We start from the raw sequence: 18,554 nt of genomic DNA, 5'->3' as shown, positions 1-18,554 counted from the left end.
GCCCGGCGCCGCCGCCCGGATCGGGCGGGGGCTGGCGCTCAGAACACGTTCTTCCCGGTGAGGCCCACGAAGATGGTGCGGACCATGATGCGGATGTCCAGCCAGAGCGACCAGTGCGTGATGTAATAGATGTCCATCTCGACCGACTTGCGCGCGTTCTCCGGGTCCCGCAGCGCGTTGGAGCGCATGCCATTGGCCTGCGCATAGCCGGTCAGCCCCGGCTTGATGCGGTGCCGCGTGGCATAGCGCCGCACCATGTCGGCGAAGCGTTCCTGCCCCACCAGCATGTTGGCGACATAGGGGCGGGGGCCCACGATCGACATCTCGCCGCGCAGCACGTTGATGAGCTGCGGGATCTCGTCGATCGAGAGCTTGCGCAGGATGCCGCCGACGCGGGTGATGCGCGGGTTGTGGCGGCTGTTGGTGCCCACCGAGCCATCGTCGCTGGGGTCCACCGTCATGGTGCGGAACTTGAAGATGGAGAAGGAATTCTGGCCGATGCCGGTGCGCGGCTGGCGGAAGAAGACCGGCCCCGGGCTGTCCAGCCGGATGGCCAGCGCCACCAGCAGCAGCAGCGGGCTCAGCACCAGCAGTGCCAGCCCAGCCACGGCGTAATCCTCCGCCGCCTTGACGATGCCCTGGCTGCCCTTGAAGGGCCGGTACATCACCTGCAGCGTGGACAGGCCCGCCACCGGGGCGATGCGCGCGAAGGAGGGGCGGACGCCGGCTTCCTCGAAGGGGATCACCACATCGGCGGCGATCCATTCCACCGCCGCCATCAGGCGGAAGATCTCCGGCGCCTTGTCCCAGCCCTGGGCCAGAACAATCAGGTCAATGGTGTGGTGCTGGGCATAAGCCGCCAGATCCTCCACCCGGCCCGAGACCGGCAGGCCCGCCAGGCTGGCCACCGCCGGGTCGTCCGAGGTGCTGCGGTAGAGGCCCACCACCTCGTAGCCCGCGGCGCCGGCCAGCTCGCGCAGCGCCGCCTCGCCCACCGGGTTGGCGCCGATCACCACGGTCTTGCGGCGCAGCAGGTGCCGCCGCTCCACCAGCCGGATCATCACGTGCTGGAACTGGCGGTTGCCCAGCAGCAGCAGGAACTGCAGCGCCTGCCAGGAGAGCAGCCAGTCTTCCGTCAGCCCGAAGCCGGGCAGGAAGGCGGCCAGCACCAGCAGGGCCACCACCGCCGCGCCGGCCGCGCCGGCCAGCAGGTGCCCGAGCTGCTTCCAGAAGGTGGTGTAATTCTCCACCCGGTAGGCGCCGACGCGCCCGAGCACCGCGAGGAAGGCCCAGATCTCCGCCAGCACCACCACCGCCTGCTGCGACCAGTCCAGCGGCTGTGGCCAGAAGAGCGGCGCCAGCAGGGCCGCCAGCACGATCATCGCCACGTCCGAGGCCCGCACCAGCCGGTTCAGCAGCCCATGCGTCCAGCGGAAGGTGGAGGGCCGCTCCTCCGGCGGCAGGGAGGACGCGGCAGGGAAGGCGGGCAGCGCGTGGCGGGACAGGGGCTTGTTCATCTCGGCACCGCCCTGTCAGTAGACCGCACTGCCGCGGTTGATCGCGTAGCTGAAGCTGCGATTGAAGGGGATCAGGCGGTTGACGGCCTGGTCGATCCAGAGGTCCACCTCGCCGAGGCGGGAGCGGGGCACGAAGACGATGTCACCGGGAAAGACCGGCACGTCCTGCGCCGGGTCGGCCGTGGCGGCGAAGCTGTTGAGGTCCACGGTGCGCAGCATCGGCCGGTTGCCGGGGCTGCGGCGGATCAGGATCACCTCGTTCATGCGGGCATCCTCGGCCAGGCCGCCCGCCATGATCACCGTCTCCAGCACCCCGCGCGGGCCGGCGATCTGCACCGCACCCGGCTTCTGCACCGCGCCGCCCACCAGCACGGAGGAACCCGAGGCCTCCTCCAGCGAGACGGTGACGATCGGCTCGCGCAGCACGCGCAGGGAGGCCTGAGCGACGCTGCGCTCCAGCTCGGCGGCGGACAGGCCGGCGGCGCGCACCTGGCCGGCGGCGCGCAGGCCCATCTGGCCATCGGGCGCCACCAGCGCCGTCTCGTTCATCTCGGGCGTCAGCAGGAACTGCACCCGCAGCTTGTCCCCGGCGGCGAAGCGGTAGGTGGGGGCGGCGTCGCTCCAGGGCGCGAAGCCGCTGGGGTTGCTGGGCACCGGGGCCAGGGACTGGGTGGTGCAGCCCCCCAGCAGCAGGGGCAGGAGCAGGGCGGCGGCGGTGAGGCGGAGAGGGGTCATGGGCATCACAGCATGCGCGAGAGGATGGGGGGCAGGACCCGGCGCTGGCCGGTGTAGACGAAGCCCAGCAGCGTGCCGCCGGCGCCCAGCACCCAGTCCCGCAGCGCGCGGGCGCGGCTGCCGATCGTCCGCTCCCCCCGCACCACGATCAGGTTGAGGTCCATCAGGGAGGTCAGGCGGCGCATCGGGTAGCTCTCGTCGCCCTGGGGGCCGATCACCACCACGGCGTCGAAGGCCTGGCGCAGCTGGGCCAGCAGGTTCAGCGTCTGCTCCTGCGTCGCCATCGGGTCGGTCAGGTGGGAATGGGCGGCGTCGAAGGAGACCCAGAGGTTCGGCACGGCGGTGGAGAAGACCAGAACATTGCCGGGCACCCGCTCCTCCACCTCGCGCGGCTCGGAGCCCAGGGCGGCCAGATGCGCGGCGCCATCGGTGCGCAGGTCGATCAGCAGGGTGTCGGTGTTGTTGCGCCGGGCATATTCCAGCGCCACGGCGCGGGCCAGCACATCGCCGCCGTCATCGCCGCCGGCGGAGACGAACTGCACCAGGCAGGGGCGGCGGCGGTTGACGCGGGCATCCAGCAGCAGCGCCACCAGGTCCGCGACCTCCGGCACCGGCGCGGCATCCCGCGCCGGGGGCAGGACGCCGAAGCTGGCCAGGGCGGGCAGGGAGAGGCCGCGCTCGGCCTCGGCCGGCGTCGCGAAGACACGGCGGGTCAGGGTCAGCAGCAGCGCCAGGCCGGCGGCCAGCGCGATGCCGCCGGCGACGCCGCCCAGCGCCACCAGCCGGCGGATGCCGCGGCCCTCCAGCGGCGCCGTGGCCGGCTGCACCACCGTGATGGTGTTGCCACGCTGGCGGCGGGCATCCTCCTCCATCCGCGTCGCGGCCTCGCGCGTCGTCAGCTGGCGCGTCACGGCCTCCATGCCTTCCCGTGCCCGCTGCAACGCGCGCAGGCGGGTATCGGCCTGCACCAGCTCGGTGCGGCGCGCCTCCAGTTCCGTGCGCTGGCGGGCCAGTTCCTCGCCCTGCCGCTTCAGGGCATCGGCCTCCACCTCCAGCGTCACCACACGCTGGTTCAGCAGCTCCAGGTTCGGGTTCCGCACCTGGCGGGTGGTGGAATAGGTGGCGCGGGTACTCTCCCGGATGGCGGCACGGGCGGCGGCGATGCGGCCCTCCATCTCGCGCAGCGGCGGGTAGTCAGGGTTGTATTGCCGCGCCATCCGCTCCCGCTCCAGCAGCAGGCGGGCGAGCTGGTTGCGGCTGTCGTCGTTGGGGGCGAGGTTGGTGGCCTCCTGCGAGGCGAAGACGCGGTCCGGCTCGGCACCCAGGCGCTGCTGCGCGGCGGCGAGCTGCGCCTCCGCCGTCACCTGCTGTTCCCGCAACCCGTCCTGGCGCTGGCGGATGTTGTCCAGCCGGGTGGCGGTCAGGCTCATCTCCTGGCCGATATCCAGCACGCCATACTGGTCGCGCAGCGCCGCGATCTCCGCCTCGGTCTGGCGCAGGCGGTCGGAATAGCGGGACAGTTCGGCCGAGAGCAGGCGGGAATTCTCGTCCGAATACATCTCGCCGCGCCGCTCGACATAGCTGTCCACCACCGCGGCCAGGGCCTGGATGGCTAGGGCACGGTCCGGCAGCGTGACGCGGGCGCGCAGGATATTGGCGTTGGTATCGGCCTCGACCGCCAGCACGCGGCGGAAGGCATCCACCGCCGCCGCCATCTCCATCTCCTCCGGCGTGCTGCCGCCGGTGGCGGGCGGGGGCTTCAGCTCGGGAAACAGGGTGCCGATGCCGACGCGGCGCAGCGCCCGGCGCAGCACGTCGTCGCTGCCCAGGATCTCGGCCTCGCCCCGCACCACGCGCAGCAGCTCCACCGAGACCACGGAAGGGCCGATGCCGGAGACATCCTGCACCGTGGTGCTTTCGCGGTTCAGCAGCACCATCAGCACGCTGTCGGCCGTGAAGCGCGGCTTCAGCAGCATGGCGCCGCCGATGCCGAGCGCCACCGGCAGGCAGAAGGCGGCCAGCAGTGGCATCCAGCGCAGCCGCAGCGTGATCAGCAGGTCCGAGAGCCGCAGGCCGAGCGGCGGGCGGGCGCCATAGGGGTCGGCCACCAGCGGCGCCGCCACATCCGGCATGAAGGACTGGTCCTGCGGCCGCAGCGCGGGCAGGGAGGAGCCGGGGCCGGCGGCATTCATGCGCCGGCCACCGCCGGCTGGGCCTGCCGCGCCGGGCCTGACATGCTCCAGAATGGCTCGCGCAACACCATGGCCTGACTCATCCCGCCGTCCGGCCGGGGCATCCGCGCCAGCACAACCTCGCCGTGTGCGATGATGGCATGCCGCGACTGCACTGTCGCCGATGATGCTGCATTCTGCGCACATATTGCGACACGCCGTGTATCTTTCGACACAGGGATTGCGCGGCATGCAACAATTTCGACATCATGGCAGCCGGCAACAGCTTCAGCGGTGACGCCATGGACCTTCCCCCCGCCGCCGCCCCGGCGCCCGCCTCGCAACGGTTGCTGGGGGTCCGCTTCGATGCGCTGGACCTCACGGGCGCGCTGGCGCTGCTGACGGCGCGCGAGCCCACGGCGCCCTTCGCCTATGTCGTGACGCCCAATGCCGACCACTGGATCCGCCTGCAGGACCAGCCGAGGCTGCGCCCGCTCTACGATGCCGCCTGGCTCTCGCTCTGCGACAGCCGCATCCTGCGGCTGCTGGCGGCGCGGCGCGGCGTGGCGCTGGAACTGGCGCCCGGCTCCGACCTGACGCAGCGGCTGTTCAACGAGGTGATCGGGCCGGAAACGCCGGTCACCGTCATCGGCGGCACGGAAGCGGTGGTGGAGGCGCTGCGCGCCCGCTACGGCCTGGCGCGGCTGGCGCATCACAACCCGCCCATGGGCTTCATCCGCGACCCCGCCGCCGTGGCGGCGGTGGTGGATTTCGTCCGGGCGCATCCGGCGCGCTTCGTGCTGCTCTGCGTCGGCTCGCCGCAGCAGGAGAAGCTGGCGGCGGCGATCGTAGCGGCGGGGGGCGCCAGCGGCATCGGCCTTTGCGTCGGCGCGGCGGCGGAATTCGTGGCGGGGGTGAAGCAGCGCGCGCCCGAATGGGTCCAGCGCGCCAGCCTGGAATGGCTGCACCGCCTGGGCAGCGAGCCGCGCCGGCTCTGGCGCCGCTACCTGCTGGAAGCGCCGCGCCTGTTGCGGCTGATGGCCCGGGTGCCGCCCGGCGGCGGCTGAGGCGGGACAACCGCGCGCCATTCAGGTCACCGGGCTGGCCTGGGCGATGCCGGGCACGCCGCCCGGGCGCATCCGGTGCCGCAGGCGGGCCGCCGGCTTTTCCAGCCCCCAGTAGAAGGCGGCCGCCAGCACCGCCGTCAGCGGCAGGTTGATCAGGTACCAGCCGGGCGGAAAGGACTGGAATTCATGTTCCAGGGACACGCCCTGCCAGTGGCAGGCGATGCAGAAGGCCAGCCAGTGGGTGAGGTAGAGCACATAACTCATCCGCCCCAGCAGCAGCAGCGGCGGCAGCCGCAGCAGCGCCCGCAGCCAGCCCGCCGCCGGGCTGAACAGCAGCGCGCCGAGGCCCAGCAGGATGCCCAGGCCCTGCACCGAATAGCGCCAGGTGTCGCGGAAGGCGGGGTCCTGGTAGAGCAGGCTGCCCAGCACCAGCAGCCCCCCCGCCGCCAGGCTGGCCGGGTGCCGCAGCAGGTGCTGCGCCCAGGGCTGCGGCCGCGCGGCCAGCCAGGCCAGCAGGCAGCCGAAGAGGATGGCATCCAGCCGCGTGTCGGTGCCGAGGTAGAGGCGGTCTTCCAGGTCCACGCCGCAGGCCGCCGTCACGCCTTCCCACATCCCGCCCGGCCCGCAAGCGCTGCGCAGCAGCAGCCGCCAGCCCTGGCTGGCCAGGATCAGCGCCACCACCCAGGCCAGGATGCCGCCCCGCCGCAGCGCCAGCATCAGCAGCAGCAGCAGCAGCAGCAGCAGCGGGAAGAGCAGGTAGAAATGCTCCTCGATGGCCAGTGACCAGAGGATGTGGAAGGGGTTGGGGAAGGTCTCGATCCCGGTGCCCTGCGCCAGCCAGATCCGCTCGTAATTGGTCATGTAGAAGAGGCCGGACAGCAGCGACCAGCCCGGCGGCCGCAGCCCGGCCGCCGCCAGGGCGAGGCAGGAGAGCACCACGAAACCCAGCATGGCCGGCAGCAGCCGCACCGCGCGCCGGATGTAGAAGGCCTTGAGGTCGATGCGCCCGTGTGCCTGCCATTCCGCCAGCAGCAGGCGCGTGATGATGAAGCCGCTGATGCCGAAGAACAGCGTGACGCCGAAGCCGCCGGGCACCACATGGCCCAGCCCCCAATGGCTGAGCATCACGATCATGATGGAGATGGCCCTGAGCCCGTCCAGTTCCGGAACATAGGCATAGGAACTGCCGAAGGGCTGGGGAGGGGTCATGGGCTGCCTCTGTGGGAAGTCTTGGCCGGCGCGGGCGGTGCCATTTCCGTGCAACGCGGCAGGGCCTCATGCGCTTCTTGCCAATATGCGCAGCGTGAGAGAATATTTCGTCATATGTAACTGCGCGGCCGGCGCGGGAATGGATGATGAGCAGCACCACCGTTGTGATCTGCACCTTTAACCGGCCAGGCCCCTTGCGGCGGGCGGTGGAAACCGCGCGGCAGCAGGTGCTGGGCGCCGGGCGCATCGCCGAGGTGCTGGTGGTCGACAATGCCCCCGACGCCAATGCCCGCGACGCGATGCGCGACCTGGCCCGGGTCCCTGGCCTGCCGCTGCGCTACCTTTCGGTGCCCAAGCCCAATATCTCGCATGCCCGCAATGCCGGCGTGGCCGCCTGCGACAGCGACTTCGTGGCCTTCCTGGACGATGACGAATGGTGCGAGCCGGGCTGGCTGGATGCGTTGATCGGCACCGCCGAGAGCACCGGCGCCGATCTCGTCTTCGGCGCCGTGCTGCCGGAATTTCCCGGCGGCACCCCGCCCTGGGACCCTTCCGGCCGTTCCTACGAGCGCAAAATGGCGCTGCCCAGCGGCAGCCGCATCGGCATCGACCATGACGCGCGGGTCAGCGGCCGCTGGATCGGCACCGGCAATTCGCTGCTGCGCCGCGCCACCTGCCTGGCCGGCGGGGCGCCCTTCGACCCGGAACTGGGCGCCTGCGGCGGCGAGGATTACGACCTGTTCGTCCGGCTCTACGAGGCCGGCCGCGCCTTCCACTGGTGCGGCGAGGCGGTGGTGCACGAGCTGGTGCCGGCCGACCGCACTGATACGGGCTACATGCGCCTGCGCACCTACCGCACCGGGCAGCAATGGGCGACCATCACCATCCGCCGCTCCGCCCGCCCGGCCTGGGAAACGGCGCGGATCGGCTTCCGCGCCGCGGTGCAGCTGGCGCTGGTCACCGGCCTCTGGGGCTGGAGCCGGTTGCGCCGCGCGCCCGATGCCAGGGTGCGGGAACTCAAGATGGCCGAGGTGGCCGGCAAGCTGGTCTGGTGGACGCTGGAGCGCGGCACCCGATGATGCCGCCGCTGCCCCGCCGCGCCCTGCTGGCGGCAGGGGCCGCCGGGGTGCTGGCCCGCCGCGCGGTGGCGGAGGAGCCGGGCCTTGCCGCCCTGGCGGCGGCGCGCGGAATCGCGTTCGGCAGCATGGCCTGCGAATACCACCTGCGGGAAACCCCGGCGCTCTGGCCGCTGCTGCGGCGGGAAGCCGGCTTCATCGTGCCCGGCCTGGAACTGAAATGGGCGGCCAGCGAGCCTGAGCCCGGCCGCTTCGCCTTCACCGATGCCGAAGCCCTGCTGGCCCGGGCGCGGGAGGCCGGCATGGCGGCCCATGGCCATGCCCTGGTCTGGCACGAGGCTCTGCCGCCGTGGTTCGACGCCAAGCTGGATGCCGCTGGCATGCGCCAGGTGCTGCGGCGGCATATCGCCGGCGTGGCGGGCCACTTCGCCAGCCAGTTGGCGGTCTGGGACGTGGTGAACGAACCCGTCGCGCCGCACGAGCGCCAGCCCCGCGGGCTGCGCGACACGCCCTTCCTGCGCGCCATGGGCCCCGACTACATCCCCCTGGCGCTGGAATGGGCCGCCGAGGCGGACCCGGCCGCCAAGCTGCGCATCAATGAATTCGACCTGGAATTGCGCAACAGCTACCAGCAGGACCGCCGCGAGGCGATGCTGGAGCTGCTGAACACCCTGGTGCGCCGCCGCGCGCCGCTGCATGCGCTGGGCATCCAGGCGCATCTGCGGCTGCGGGAAGCCAGCTGGGATGCCGAGCTGCTGCGCCGCTTCATCCGCGATGTCGCCAGCCTGGGGCTGGAAGTCCACATCACCGAGCTGGACATCATCGACCGCCTGGCCCCCGCCGACCCCGCCGCGCGCGATGCCGAGGCCGCCGCCACCCTGCGCGAGTTCCTGTCCGCCGTGCTGGCGGAGCCGGCGGTCAATACCATCGCCCTCTGGGGCCTGACGGACCGCTATGCCTGGGCCAGCGACAACAGCTTCGCCCGCCGCCGCGACGGGTTGCCCAGCCGCGCCCATCCCTATGACACCGACCTGCGTCCCAAGCCGGACCGCGCCGCAATTGCCGCCGCGCTGCGTGACACGCCGCGCCCGGGCTGACGCCGCATGAGCTTCAGCGCCCGCGTCACTCCCTTGCTGGCCAAGCTGCGCGCGGGTGGCCTCGCCTTCGATGCCAGCGTGCTTTTCGGCGGCTTCAGCCTGCAATTGCTGACGCAGATCGGCTGGCTGGTGCTGGCCGTGCGCTTCCTGGGGCCGGATGGCTACGGCCTCTTCGCCAGTCTCACCGCCGTCACCGTCGCCGCTGCCTGCTTTGTCGGCTGCGGCTGCGACCAATTGCTGGTGCGCCATGCCGCCGCCGAGCCCGCCGCCCTGCGCGGCTGGATCGGCCATAGCCTGATCGCCATCACGCTGACCGGCCTGCCGGTGCTGGCGCTGGGCCTGCTGCTGCTGCCTTTCCTGGAGATCGGCGGCATCGGCTGGCTGCCGCTGCTGCTGGTGCTGGCCGCCGACCTGCTGCTGGGCCGCTACGCCGGGCTCTGCACCGCCATCTACATGGCCAGCGGCCAGGCGGCGCGGCAATCCACCGTCACAGTGCTGACCGGCGCCTGCCGCCTGGGCGCCATCGCGCTGGCCGGGCTGCTGCCGGGGCCGCTGACCATCGGCACCTGGGCGGCGTGGTATGCCGGCTCCTCGGCGCTGGCGGCGGTGCTCTGCCTCGGCCTCGCGGTGCGGGACCACGGCCTGCCGCAATGGCGCTGGATGCGCGGCCAATGGGGCAGCGGCTTTACCTTCGGCGCCGAGGCCGCGCTGCAGGCCTCCGCCAAGGATCTCGACAAGCCCATCGTGCTGGAATTCGCCGGTGCCGCCGCCTCCGGCTACTACGCCGCCGCCTTCCGCATCATCGACACGCTTTCCATGCCCATCCGCGCCCTGGGCTATGCCCTGGTGGCGCGCATGTTCCGCATGGCCGCCGAGGACCGCGCCGCCTGCGTCCGCTACGGGCTGAAGCTGCTGCCGCTGGGCATCGGGCTCGGCGCCGCCGCCGGGCTGGGCCTGGCCGTCTTTGCCGGGCTGCTGCCCTGGATCTTCGGTGCCCAATACGCGGAACTGCCCTGGCTGGTGCGCCTCATCGCCCCCATGCCCGCCTTCTTCGCCGCCTATCTGATCGGCGCCGACGTGCTCAGCGCCATTGGCCGGCAATCGGTGCGGCTGGGCGTGGTCTGCCTGTCCCTGGCGCTGACGCTGCTGCTCTGCTGGCTGGCCACGCCCGCCTATGGCATCGCCGGCGCCGCCCTGGCCCGCCTGGCCGTCCAGGCCGCCACCGCCGCCCTGGTCTGGGGCCTGGTGCTGCCCGCCCGCCGCAAAGGCTGACCCCCGATGGACCTGCCCCCCCTCCAGCGCTCCCGCGCCCCGGCCGGCACGCCGCGCCTCTCCATCCTGGTGCCCACCTACGACCGCGACGTGGCGCCTCTCTGCCGCGAGCTGCTGAACGACATGGCCGCCCTGCCGGACCCTGCCGCCGTGGAACTGCTGGTGCTGATCGACGGCAACCCGGCGCTGCAAGGCCAAGAAGCCATCCTCGCCGCCGCCCGCGAAGCCGGGCTGGATGCCGGCCTCGCGCCTTCCCCGCGCAACCTGGGCCGCGCCGAGGCCCGCAATACCCTGGCCCGTATGGCCCGTGGCGCCGTTCTGCTCTTCCTGGACGCCGACAGCCTCCCGGATGCGCCCGGCTTCGTGGGCCGGGCCCTGGAAGCCGCCCAGGACCCCTCCGAGGTCGTCTGCGGCGGCCGCACCGGCCAGCGCTGCCCCCCGGCCCCCGCCGATGCCCGCCTGTTCGAGCGTCACAGCCAGAAGCGCGAATGGATCAGCGCCGCCGAGCGCAACCGCGACCCCGCCGCCACCTTCCTCTCAGCCAATTTCAGCGTCGGCCGCGCGCTGTTCCTGGCCAATCCCTTCGACGACGCCTTCCGCGGCTGGGGCTGGGAAGACAGCGAATGGGCGCTGCGCCTCAGCCGCATCGCCAGCATCCGCCACATCGAGAATAGCGTCTCCCACATGGAGCACCACCGGGACGCCGATTGGGCCAGCCGCCTGGAACGCTCGGCGGTGAACTACCGCCGGCTGTTCGAGCTGCATCCGGAGAGCGTGCGGCAGCACCGGCTGTTCAGGCTGATCCGTCTGTTCCGGCGCCTGCCTCTGCCCGGTGGGCTGCTGCGGCGCGCGGCGCTGGCGCATGGGGTGCTGCCAGTGGATGCGCGCCTCTTTGCCCTGAAGCTGCATCAGGCGCAGGTCTATGCCCGGACGCTGCCGGAGGTTTGAGCCGCCGGGGCCAAAGGGGCTCCGCCCCTCTGGACACCCCGCCGGGGTGGAAAGTCCACCCCGAACCCCGCTTCGAGTTTTTCAGGGCCGGAGCGTCAGCTTCTCATTGAAAATAAGGGGCCACGAGGGCTGAGCCCGCAGTCGCCGGAGGTCGATGACCTTCGGCGGAACCGGCCCGCCACCACCAAACTGATGGCGGGGTCCGGGGTGACCCTGTCACCCCGGCGGGGAAGGTCCGGAAGGGGCGGCGCCCCTTCTGGCCCCGGCCTGTCATCCCATGCGGATCACCCGCGCCAGCGCCGCCACATGTTCCGGCGGCGTCGGCGGCACGATGCCGTGGCCCAAGTTGAACACGAAGGGCCGGCCGCGCATCGCCGCCAGGATGGAGCGTGCTTCCGCTTCCATGGCATCGCCGCCCGACACCAGCGCCTGCGGGTCCATGTTGCCCTGCAGGGTGATGCCTTCCGGCACGTTGGCGACCGCCCAGCGCGGGTCCATGCCGGTATCCATCGCCACCGTGCCGACGCCGGTGCGCGCCGCATATTCCGGCAGCAGCGGCCCCGCCAGGCGCGGGAAGCCGATCAGCGGGATATCCGGCCGCACCTTGCGGATGCCGCGCACGATGGCCGCGGTGGGGTCGATGCTCCAGCGGCGGAACTGGATGGGGGGCAGCAGGCCGGCCCAGCTGTCGAACAGCATCAATGCCTCTGCCCCGGCCTCCGCCTGGGCGAGCAGGTATTCGATCGTGCTGTCCACCAGCAGCCGGATGATGCGGCCGAACAGCGCGGGGTCCGAGTAGGCCATGCGGCGGGCATGGGCGAATTCGCCGCCGCCACGGCCTTCCACCATGTAGCAGGCGACGGTGAAGGGGCTGCCGGCGAAGCCGATCAGCGCCGCCTTGGGCGCCTCCTGATCCAGGCCGGAGCGGACGCGGGTGACGGTCTCCAGGATCGGCGCGATGCGGTTGGCGACACCGGAGGGGTCGAGGCGCGCGAAGGCTTCGGCGTCGCGGATGGGTTCCAGCAGCGGGCCTTCACCCTCGGCATAGCGCAGCGACTGCCCCAGGGCCCAGGGCAGCATCAGGATGTCGCTGAACAGGATGGCGCCATCCATGCCGTAGCGGCGCAACGGCTGCAGCGTCACCTCGGCGGCCAGGGCCGGGCTGGTGCAGAGGGCGATGAAATCGCCGGCCTGGGCGCGGAGCTGCCGGTATTCCGGCAGATACCGCCCGGCCTGGCGCATCAGCCAGAAGGGCGGCGGCCAGACGGCTTCGCCACTGAGGGCACGCAGGAGGGGCTTTTGCACGAGTTCCATGGGCCCTCTTTCATAGAAAAAGAGTCTTTAAGAATAGTGGGGGTAATGATGGTGCCTGTGGATAATGTGGACGCAAACGTGGGCTGATTTTATCCACAGGCTGCTGCACAGATCGGGATAACCGCGACTCGGTGGAGAATCTACGAGTCGCGGGGATTATCCGGGATTCGAACCGGTCATTCCCATGACCCAACCCCCAGAGGGTGTGAAATGTGCCTTCTGTCCCCGATTCACGCAGGGGTGCGTTCCAGGGCTTGCGGTTTTCCACGATTCCCCCATCCATCCACGCTCTTCCACACCCCTCGCCACCGAGAGGATCCGGGGACCCGATGCCGCAACGCTCCTTTAACCTGCATCTCGTCTCTGACAGCACCGGGGAGACGCTGAATTCCATGGCGCGGGCCGTGCTGGCGCGCTTTCCGGACCCGCATGTCATCTATCACCGCTGGTCCCTGGTGCGCTCCCGCTTCCAGCTCGACCAGGTGCTGGAAGGCATCAAGGCCGAGCCCGGCCCCGTGCTCTTCACCCTGGTGGACCGCTCCCTGCGCCATTCGCTGGAGGAAGTCTGCGGCCAGATGGGCGTGACCTGCCTTTCGGTGCTGGACCCGGTGCTGGACCTGATCCAGAGCCAGATCGGCGAGCAGGCGCGCGAGAAGCGCGCCGCCCAGCATGTGATGGACGCCGATTATTTCCGCCGCATCGATGCCATGCACTACGTGCTGGCGCATGACGACGGCCAGGGCGTGGCGGGAATCGAGGAAGCCGACTGCGTGCTGGTCGGCGTTTCCCGCTCCAGCAAGACGCCGACCTGCTTCTACCTCGCCAACCGGGGCATCAAGGCGGCCAATGTGCCGATCGTGCCGACCTCGCCCCTGCCGCCGGAGCTGGACAACCCGCCCTGCCCGGTGATCGGCCTGACCATCGACGTGCCGGCGCTGATCGACATCCGCCGCCACCGGCTGAAGATCATCGGCGGCGTCGGCGTGCGGCAGGACACCAACGACTATATCGACCATGAGGCGGTGAAGGCCGAGATCCTGGCCGCCCGCCGCCTTTGCACCAGCCGCGGCTGGCCGGTGATCGACGTCACCCGCCGCTCCATCGAGGAAACGGCGGCCACCGTGCTGCAACTGATGGAGGCTTGGCACGCCCGCCGCGGCGGCAATGCCCCCACGCCCGGGAGCATCGGCGTATGATGCTGGCGCCGGGCGCGCCGCCGCTGGTGCTGGCTTCCTCCTCCTCCACCCGGGCCGCGCTGCTGCAGGCGGCGGGCCTGCCCTTCGCCGCGCGGCCCGCCGCGGTGGACGAGGCCGGCCTGAAGGAAGCCGCCCAGGCCGAGAACCTGCCACCGGCCGAGGCCGCGACCCTGCTGGCCGACGCCAAGGCCGAGCGGGTCGCGCGCCGCATGCTGCGGGAGGAGCCGGAGGCCCTGGTGATCGGCGCCGATTCGCTGGTGGTCTGCGAGGGCCGCTGGTTCGACAAGCCCGAGGGGCTGGAAGGCGCCCGCGCCCAGCTCCAGACCCTGCGCGGCCGGACGCATGAACTGGTCTCGGCCGTGGTCTGCTGGCGGCATGGCGCGCGGATCTGGCACCACGCCGCCACCTGCCGCCTGTCGATGCGGGATTTCTCCGATGCCTTCCTGGATGCCTATCTGGCGGCGGAAGGCGAGGAAGTGACCTATTCCGTCGGCGCCTACCGGCTGGAGGGGCTGGGAATGCACCTCTTCCGCGCCGTGGAAGGCGAGCACGCCGCCATCCTGGGCCTGCCGATGCTGCCGCTGCTGGATTTCCTGCGCCAGCATGGGGTGGTGCTGCGCTGATTCGATTCGACCCCCTTCGGGGGTGAAGGCTGGGGGGAATGAATTCCCCCCAGGCCCCCCTTCTTTTCTTTTTCCGGTTTTCGGACGGGCCCTTGGCGGCCCGCCGGCCGCTTCAGCCCGAACCTCAACTCGAAGAAAAAAGAAGGGGGCCCGGGGGAATTCATTCCCCCTGCCTTGCGCCAGATCACATGGATCACAAGCCTAGGCTGTAGCGTTCTGCTGGATGCAGACGACGATGCTGCATCCATGATAGCGTTTTTGGCGGGTGGTTCTCACCCGCCGACCCCGCTTTGGCTAAGAGGAGAGCCACACCATGGCCTATCGCCGGTTGCTGCTGCCACTGACGGGAACCGCCGCCGGGGAGGCGGCCTTGCATACCGCGCTGATGGTCGCGCGCATCTGGAACGCGCATGTGCATTGCCTGCATGTGCGTGTCGATGCGCGGGACGTGGCGCCGCTGGCCGGCGAGGGGCTCTCCGGCGCCATGATCGAGGAGATGATGGCCGCCACCGAGCGCGAGAGCGGTGAGCGCGCCGGCCGCGTCCATGCGCTGTTCGAGCGTTTCGTGCAGGGTCTTGATGTCACCATCGCGCTGAATGCCGAGAGCGCGCTGCGCACCGAAGGCCCGACCCTGTCCTTCGAGAGCATCGCGGGGCGGGAGGAGGATGTGGTGGCGCAGCAATCGCGCCTCTACGACATGGCGGTAGTGCCGCACCCGGAGGCGGATGACGATGTCTCCTCCTCCGACGCGCTGCATGCGGTGCTGTTCGATTCCGGCCGTCCGGTGCTGATCGCGCCGCGCCAGCCGCCGGCGACGCTGGGCACCCGCGTCTGCTGCGCCTGGAACGGCACGGCCGAGAGCGCCGCCGCCATCAATGCCGCGCTGCCCTGGCTGCACAGGGCAGAGCAGGTGCGGCTGCTGCATTCCGAAGGCTACCAGCGGCGTGGGCCGAGCGTGGAGGGGATCCGCGCCTATCTGCGCTGGCATGAGATCGAGGCGGAGGCGGTGGCCTTCCAGCCGCAGACGCGGGAGGTGGGCGCCGGCCTGCTGGGCGCGGCGCGCGACTTCGGCGCCGACCTGCTCTGCATGGGCGCCTACAGCCATTCGCGCCTGCGCCAGCTGATCCTGGGCGGCGTGACGCGCCATGTGCTGGAGAATGCCGATATCCCGGTGCTGATGTGCCGCTGAGGCACCCGGGCCGCTGAAAGCAAGAAGGGCCGGGGGAGCATCTCCCCCGGCCCTTCGCTTATCCGGCCGCGGCGGCCGTGTCGATCCAGCCGACATGCCCGTCCGGGCGGCGGTAGACCACGTTCAACTGCCCGCTGGCGCGGTTGCGGAACATCATCACCGGCGCCTGGCTGAGGTCGAGCCGCATCACCGCCTCGCTCACTGTCAGGCGGGAAATCTCGGTCGGCGTCTCGGCGATGATGGCGCCGCCGCCATCCTGCTTGTGCAGCAGGTCGTCATGCTCCTCGGCCGTCAGCCCATCGGCGACGGTGCCGTCATCAGGGTGGGCCTCCACCAGCCTCTCGCTTTCCTCCTCGTCCGGCACATCCAGGGGGCCTGCCAGGATCACCTGCCGCGCGGTCTCGGCCACGCTGGGCAGCCGTTCCTCGGCCAGGTCACGGGAATGCTCGTTCACGCGGCGGCGGTAGCGGCGCAGGCGCTTGCCGATATGCTCGGCCGCCACGTCGAAGGCGCGATGGGCATCGGGGCCCTCGCCCTCGCCACGGACCGTCAGCCCACGGCCCGCATGGATCGTGATCCCGCAGGTGAAGAAGGAACGGTTGCGGGAGAAGATCACCTGCGCATCCAGGGCATGGTCGAAATATTTCTTCGTGACGGCTGAAAGATTCTCACGAACATGAACCTTCAGCGCGTCCCCGGTATCGACCTGCTTCCCAGCGACAGTGATATGCATGGTGAGCTATTCCCTTCCCAGATTGAGGGAGGGGCCGTCCGGAAAGACGGCGGGCGGGGGCTTGGCCCCGCGCCGGTATCAGGCCGGAACGGCCTTCTCCCGTTTGCGCTGCACCGAAGATGGAATGCGCAGCGCCTCCCGATATTTGGCCACCGTCCTTCGGGCGATGTCCACACCTTCTCTCTTCAACATGGCGACGATTGCGTCATCTGAAAGGATGTCGGCGGCCAATTCCGCATCCACCATGGCGCGGATGCGGTGGCGGATCGCCTCGGCGCTGAAGGTCTCGCCATCGGTGCCGCCGATGGCGGTGGTGAAGAAATACTTCAGCTCAAAATTGCCGCGCGGCGTGGCGATGTATTTGTTCGCCGTGACGCGGGAGACGGTGCTCTCGTGCATCTCCACCGCCTCGGCCACGTCGCGCAGGATCAGCGGGCGCAGGTGGCTGATGCCGTGGCGGAAGAAGGCATCCTGCCGCCGCACGATCTCGGCCGAGACCTTCAGGATGGTATTGGCGCGCTGCTCCAGGCTCTTCACCAGCCAGTTGGCGGATTGCAGCTGCTCGGCCAGGAAGGCGCGGCATTCGCGGTTGGCGCCGACCTGGGCGCGGGCATGGAAGCCGCGGTTGACCAGCACGCGCGGCAGGGTCTCCGGGTTCAGTTCCAGGATCCAGTCGCTCTCGGCATCCTCGAGCGTAATGGGCGCGGGGCGCATCAGCACATCCGGCACCAGCACGGGGGCGGGGTCGTGGTCGAAGCCGGCACCGGGCTTGGGGTCCAGGCGCTTCAGCTCGGCCACCATATCGGCCATGTCCTCGGCATCGACGCCGCAGACGCGCATCAGCCCGCGCATGTCGCGCCGGGCCAGCATCTCCAGATTGGCCAGCAGCGCGGCCATGGCCGGGTCCAGCCGGTTGCGCTCAGCCAGTTGCACCGAAAGGCATTCGGCCAGGTCGTGGCAGAAAAGGCCCACCGGCTCGAAGCGCTGCATGCGGGCGCGGATGGCGGCGACGCGGGAGACGGCGCAGCCCAGCGCCTCGGCGATGCGTTCCTCCGGCACCGTCAGGCGGCCGGCGCCATCCAGCAGCGCGATCATCTGCGCCGCGATCAGCCGGTCGCCCGGGTCGGGGAAGGTCAGGCGGACCTGTTCCGCCAGTTCCTCGCGCAGGGAACGCGGGCGCTCGGCGGCCAGTTCGTCGATGCCGCGTTCGTCCAGCTCGAAATCGGCGCGGCCGCCGCGGGACGGCGCCTCGCCGTCATAGACATTGCTCCAGTCGCCGATGTCGAGAGGCGCGGCATCCTCCGCCGGCAGCGTGGCGGCGCCGGTGGCATCGAAACTGTCGCGCAGCGGCGGGATGGCCGGGGCGGGCTCCTCCGGGGCCCTGGGTTCCTCCGGCCCGGTGGAGAGGCCCTCGTCGCGCTCCAGCAGCGGGTTGCGCTCCAGCTCCTCCTCGATGAAGGAGGTGACCTCGAGGTTGGAGGATTGCAGCAGCTTGATGGCCTGCCGCAGCTGCGGCGTCATCACCAGCGACTGGGTCTGGCGCAGGTCCAGACGAGGGCCGATGGCCATGGCGGGGCCTAGACCTTGGAGGAAGGGACAGCCAGGAAGCGCAGGCTCGGCATGCCCATCCTAGAGGCTGAAACGCTCGCCCAGATAGACACGACGGACCCCTTCATGCGCCACGATGTCCTGCGGCGTGCCTTCCATCAGCACCTGCCCGTCATGGAGGATATAGGCTCGGTCGATGATCTCCAGCGTCTCGCGCACATTGTGGTCGGTGATCAGCACGCCGATGCCACGGTTCTTGAGATGCTTCACCAGGTCGCGGATCTCGCCCACCGCGATGGGGTCGATGCCGGCCAGCGGCTCGTCGAGCAGGATATAGGCGGGGTGGGTGGCCAGGGCGCGGGCGATCTCGCAGCGCCGCCGCTCACCGCCCGAGAGCGCCAGGGCAGGGGCGCGGCGCAGATGCGCGATGCCGAATTCCGCCAGCAGCGAATCCAGCATCTCCTCCCGCCGGGTGCGGTTGGGCTCCACCACCTCCAGCGCCGCGCGGATATTATCCTCAAGGCTCAGGCCACGGAAAATGGAAGCTTCCTGCGGCAGGTAGCCCAGGCCCATGCGGGCGCGACGGTACATCGGCAGGGTGGTGACGTCGTGGCCGTCCATGAAGACGCGGCCCTCGTCCGGCCGCACCAGCCCGGTGATCATGTAGAAGGAGGTGGTCTTGCCGGCGCCGTTGGGGCCGAGCAGCCCCACCGCCTCGCCCCGCTTCACGGAGAGCGAGACGCCGCGCACCACCGGCCGCTTCTTGAAGCGCTTGCCGAGGCCGACGGCGACCAGGCCGGAATCCCCCGGCACCACCTTCAGGTTGGGCGCGGTGGCGGCGGCGGGAGGGGTGTCGATG

At 70.7% G+C, this 18,554-nt stretch carries 16 protein-coding genes; 8 read left to right on the top strand and 8 right to left on the bottom strand.

Translation table 11 applies throughout. The features are described 5' to 3' along the window. Positions 1 to 38 precede the first annotated feature (38 nt). Genes EBE87_RS02210 through EBE87_RS30275 form a run of 3 tightly spaced genes read right to left on the bottom strand, consistent with a single transcriptional unit; the run spans position 39 to position 4,444 of the window. Positions 39 to 1,517, bottom strand: a complete 1,479-nt coding sequence (locus EBE87_RS02210; protein WP_120640666.1) for an exopolysaccharide biosynthesis polyprenyl glycosylphosphotransferase — start codon at positions 1,515 to 1,517, stop codon at positions 39 to 41. 15 nt (positions 1,518 to 1,532) lie between these two features. Continuing rightward, positions 1,533 to 2,252, bottom strand: a complete 720-nt coding sequence (locus tag EBE87_RS02205) for a polysaccharide biosynthesis/export family protein (protein ID WP_120640669.1) — start codon at positions 2,250 to 2,252, stop codon at positions 1,533 to 1,535. 5 nt (positions 2,253 to 2,257) lie between these two features. Continuing rightward, positions 2,258 to 4,444: a GumC family protein gene (locus EBE87_RS30275; RefSeq protein WP_122139847.1), complete on the bottom strand. Its 2,187-nt coding sequence runs from the start codon at positions 4,442 to 4,444 to the stop codon at positions 2,258 to 2,260. 248 nt (positions 4,445 to 4,692) lie between these two features. On the opposite strand from EBE87_RS30275, the gene EBE87_RS02195 reads away from it, so the two are divergent. Next, positions 4,693 to 5,490 (top strand): WecB/TagA/CpsF family glycosyltransferase, encoded by a 798-nt coding sequence (locus EBE87_RS02195; protein WP_233553473.1) that lies wholly within the window; start codon positions 4,693 to 4,695, stop codon positions 5,488 to 5,490. Between the two features lie 21 nt (positions 5,491 to 5,511). Here the strand turns inward: EBE87_RS02195 and EBE87_RS02190 are convergent, their stop codons facing one another. Then, a complete protein-coding gene (locus tag EBE87_RS02190; protein WP_120640952.1) occupies positions 5,512 to 6,699 on the bottom strand; it encodes an acyltransferase family protein in 1,188 nt (395 codons plus the stop codon). Positions 6,700 to 6,845: 146 nt separating this feature from the next. Between EBE87_RS02190 and EBE87_RS02185 the strand changes: the two genes are divergently transcribed. The 4 genes from EBE87_RS02185 to EBE87_RS02170 are packed head-to-tail and all read left to right on the top strand — an operon-like array spanning position 6,846 to position 11,092. Continuing rightward, positions 6,846 to 7,778, top strand: coding sequence for a glycosyltransferase family 2 protein (locus tag EBE87_RS02185; RefSeq protein ID WP_158601063.1), 933 nt, complete (start codon positions 6,846 to 6,848; stop codon positions 7,776 to 7,778). Next, positions 7,775 to 8,872, top strand: a complete 1,098-nt coding sequence (locus EBE87_RS02180; protein ID WP_158611636.1) for an endo-1,4-beta-xylanase — start codon at positions 7,775 to 7,777, stop codon at positions 8,870 to 8,872. The genes EBE87_RS02185 and EBE87_RS02180 overlap by 4 nt, the downstream gene beginning before the upstream one ends. Before the next feature lie 6 nt (positions 8,873 to 8,878). After that, entirely contained in the window at positions 8,879 to 10,144 is a 1,266-nt protein-coding gene (locus EBE87_RS02175; protein WP_120639521.1) for a lipopolysaccharide biosynthesis protein, read from the top strand. A 6-nt stretch (positions 10,145 to 10,150) separates the two neighbouring features. Then, complete coding sequence (locus EBE87_RS02170; protein WP_120639520.1) at positions 10,151 to 11,092, top strand: glycosyltransferase family 2 protein; 942 nt, start codon at positions 10,151 to 10,153, stop codon at positions 11,090 to 11,092. Positions 11,093 to 11,362: 270 nt separating this feature from the next. Here the strand turns inward: EBE87_RS02170 and hemE are convergent, their stop codons facing one another. Continuing rightward, on the bottom strand, positions 11,363 to 12,406 hold the full coding sequence (hemE, locus tag EBE87_RS02165; protein ID WP_120639519.1) for a uroporphyrinogen decarboxylase: 1,044 nt from the start codon (positions 12,404 to 12,406) through the stop codon (positions 11,363 to 11,365). 329 nt (positions 12,407 to 12,735) lie between these two features. On the opposite strand from hemE, the gene EBE87_RS02160 reads away from it, so the two are divergent. The 3 genes from EBE87_RS02160 (at position 12,736) to EBE87_RS02150 (ending at position 15,414) form a co-directional block, all read left to right on the top strand. Next, positions 12,736 to 13,602, top strand: a complete 867-nt coding sequence (locus tag EBE87_RS02160) for a pyruvate, water dikinase regulatory protein (RefSeq protein ID WP_120639518.1) — start codon at positions 12,736 to 12,738, stop codon at positions 13,600 to 13,602. Then, positions 13,599 to 14,225 carry a Maf family protein gene (locus EBE87_RS02155; RefSeq protein WP_120639517.1) on the top strand — a complete coding sequence of 209 codons (627 nt, stop codon included), beginning with the start codon at positions 13,599 to 13,601 and terminating at the stop codon, positions 14,223 to 14,225. Before EBE87_RS02160 ends, EBE87_RS02155 begins: the two co-directional genes overlap by 4 nt. A 313-nt stretch (positions 14,226 to 14,538) precedes the next feature. Next, a complete protein-coding gene (locus EBE87_RS02150) occupies positions 14,539 to 15,414 on the top strand; it encodes a universal stress protein (protein WP_120639516.1) in 876 nt (291 codons plus the stop codon). Between the two features lie 58 nt (positions 15,415 to 15,472). Here EBE87_RS02150 and hpf read toward each other — a convergent pair whose 3' ends face one another. The 3 genes from hpf to lptB all read right to left on the bottom strand — a co-directional run bounded on the left by hpf (position 15,473) and on the right by lptB (position 18,553). Then, positions 15,473 to 16,147 (bottom strand): ribosome hibernation-promoting factor, HPF/YfiA family, encoded by a 675-nt coding sequence (gene hpf / locus EBE87_RS02145; protein ID WP_120639515.1) that lies wholly within the window; start codon positions 16,145 to 16,147, stop codon positions 15,473 to 15,475. Positions 16,148 to 16,225: 78 nt separating this feature from the next. Further along, positions 16,226 to 17,716, bottom strand: coding sequence for an RNA polymerase factor sigma-54 (gene rpoN / locus EBE87_RS02140; RefSeq protein ID WP_120639514.1), 1,491 nt, complete (start codon positions 17,714 to 17,716; stop codon positions 16,226 to 16,228). A gap of 60 nt (positions 17,717 to 17,776) precedes the next feature. After that, positions 17,777 to 18,553 carry an LPS export ABC transporter ATP-binding protein gene (lptB, locus tag EBE87_RS02135; RefSeq protein WP_120639523.1) on the bottom strand — a complete coding sequence of 259 codons (777 nt, stop codon included), beginning with the start codon at positions 18,551 to 18,553 and terminating at the stop codon, positions 17,777 to 17,779. Position 18,554 lies beyond the last annotated feature (1 nt).

This window comes from Teichococcus wenyumeiae (genome assembly GCF_003696345.1).
GTDB lineage: Bacteria > Pseudomonadota > Alphaproteobacteria > Acetobacterales > Acetobacteraceae > Pseudoroseomonas > Pseudoroseomonas wenyumeiae.
The sequence above is the reverse complement of the archived record's forward strand: the minus strand, read 5'-3'. Positions and strand labels throughout refer to the sequence as shown.

Bases quoted from the DNA above. Each gene is read 5' to 3' on its own strand.
- hpf (WP_120639515.1), bottom strand. From the start codon at position 16,147: ATGCATATCACTGTCGCTGGGAAGCAGGTCGATACCGGGGACGCGCTG.
- EBE87_RS02210 (WP_120640666.1), bottom strand. From the start codon at position 1,517: ATGAACAAGCCCCTGTCCCGCCACGCGCTGCCCGCCTTCCCTGCCGCG.
- EBE87_RS02180 (WP_158611636.1), top strand. From the start codon at position 7,775: ATGATGCCGCCGCTGCCCCGCCGCGCCCTGCTGGCGGCAGGGGCCGCC.
- EBE87_RS02195 (WP_233553473.1), top strand. From the start codon at position 4,693: ATGGCAGCCGGCAACAGCTTCAGCGGTGACGCCATGGACCTTCCCCCC.
- EBE87_RS02160 (WP_120639518.1), top strand. From the start codon at position 12,736: ATGCCGCAACGCTCCTTTAACCTGCATCTCGTCTCTGACAGCACCGGG.
- EBE87_RS02170 (WP_120639520.1), top strand. From the start codon at position 10,151: ATGGACCTGCCCCCCCTCCAGCGCTCCCGCGCCCCGGCCGGCACGCCG.
- EBE87_RS02190 (WP_120640952.1), bottom strand. From the start codon at position 6,699: ATGACCCCTCCCCAGCCCTTCGGCAGTTCCTATGCCTATGTTCCGGAA.
- EBE87_RS02155 (WP_120639517.1), top strand. From the start codon at position 13,599: ATGATGCTGGCGCCGGGCGCGCCGCCGCTGGTGCTGGCTTCCTCCTCC.
- rpoN (WP_120639514.1), bottom strand. From the start codon at position 17,716: ATGGCCATCGGCCCTCGTCTGGACCTGCGCCAGACCCAGTCGCTGGTG.
- EBE87_RS02175 (WP_120639521.1), top strand. From the start codon at position 8,879: ATGAGCTTCAGCGCCCGCGTCACTCCCTTGCTGGCCAAGCTGCGCGCG.
- EBE87_RS02205 (WP_120640669.1), bottom strand. From the start codon at position 2,252: ATGACCCCTCTCCGCCTCACCGCCGCCGCCCTGCTCCTGCCCCTGCTG.
- EBE87_RS30275 (WP_122139847.1), bottom strand. From the start codon at position 4,444: ATGAATGCCGCCGGCCCCGGCTCCTCCCTGCCCGCGCTGCGGCCGCAG.
- EBE87_RS02185 (WP_158601063.1), top strand. From the start codon at position 6,846: ATGAGCAGCACCACCGTTGTGATCTGCACCTTTAACCGGCCAGGCCCC.
- hemE (WP_120639519.1), bottom strand. From the start codon at position 12,406: ATGGAACTCGTGCAAAAGCCCCTCCTGCGTGCCCTCAGTGGCGAAGCC.
- EBE87_RS02150 (WP_120639516.1), top strand. From the start codon at position 14,539: ATGGCCTATCGCCGGTTGCTGCTGCCACTGACGGGAACCGCCGCCGGG.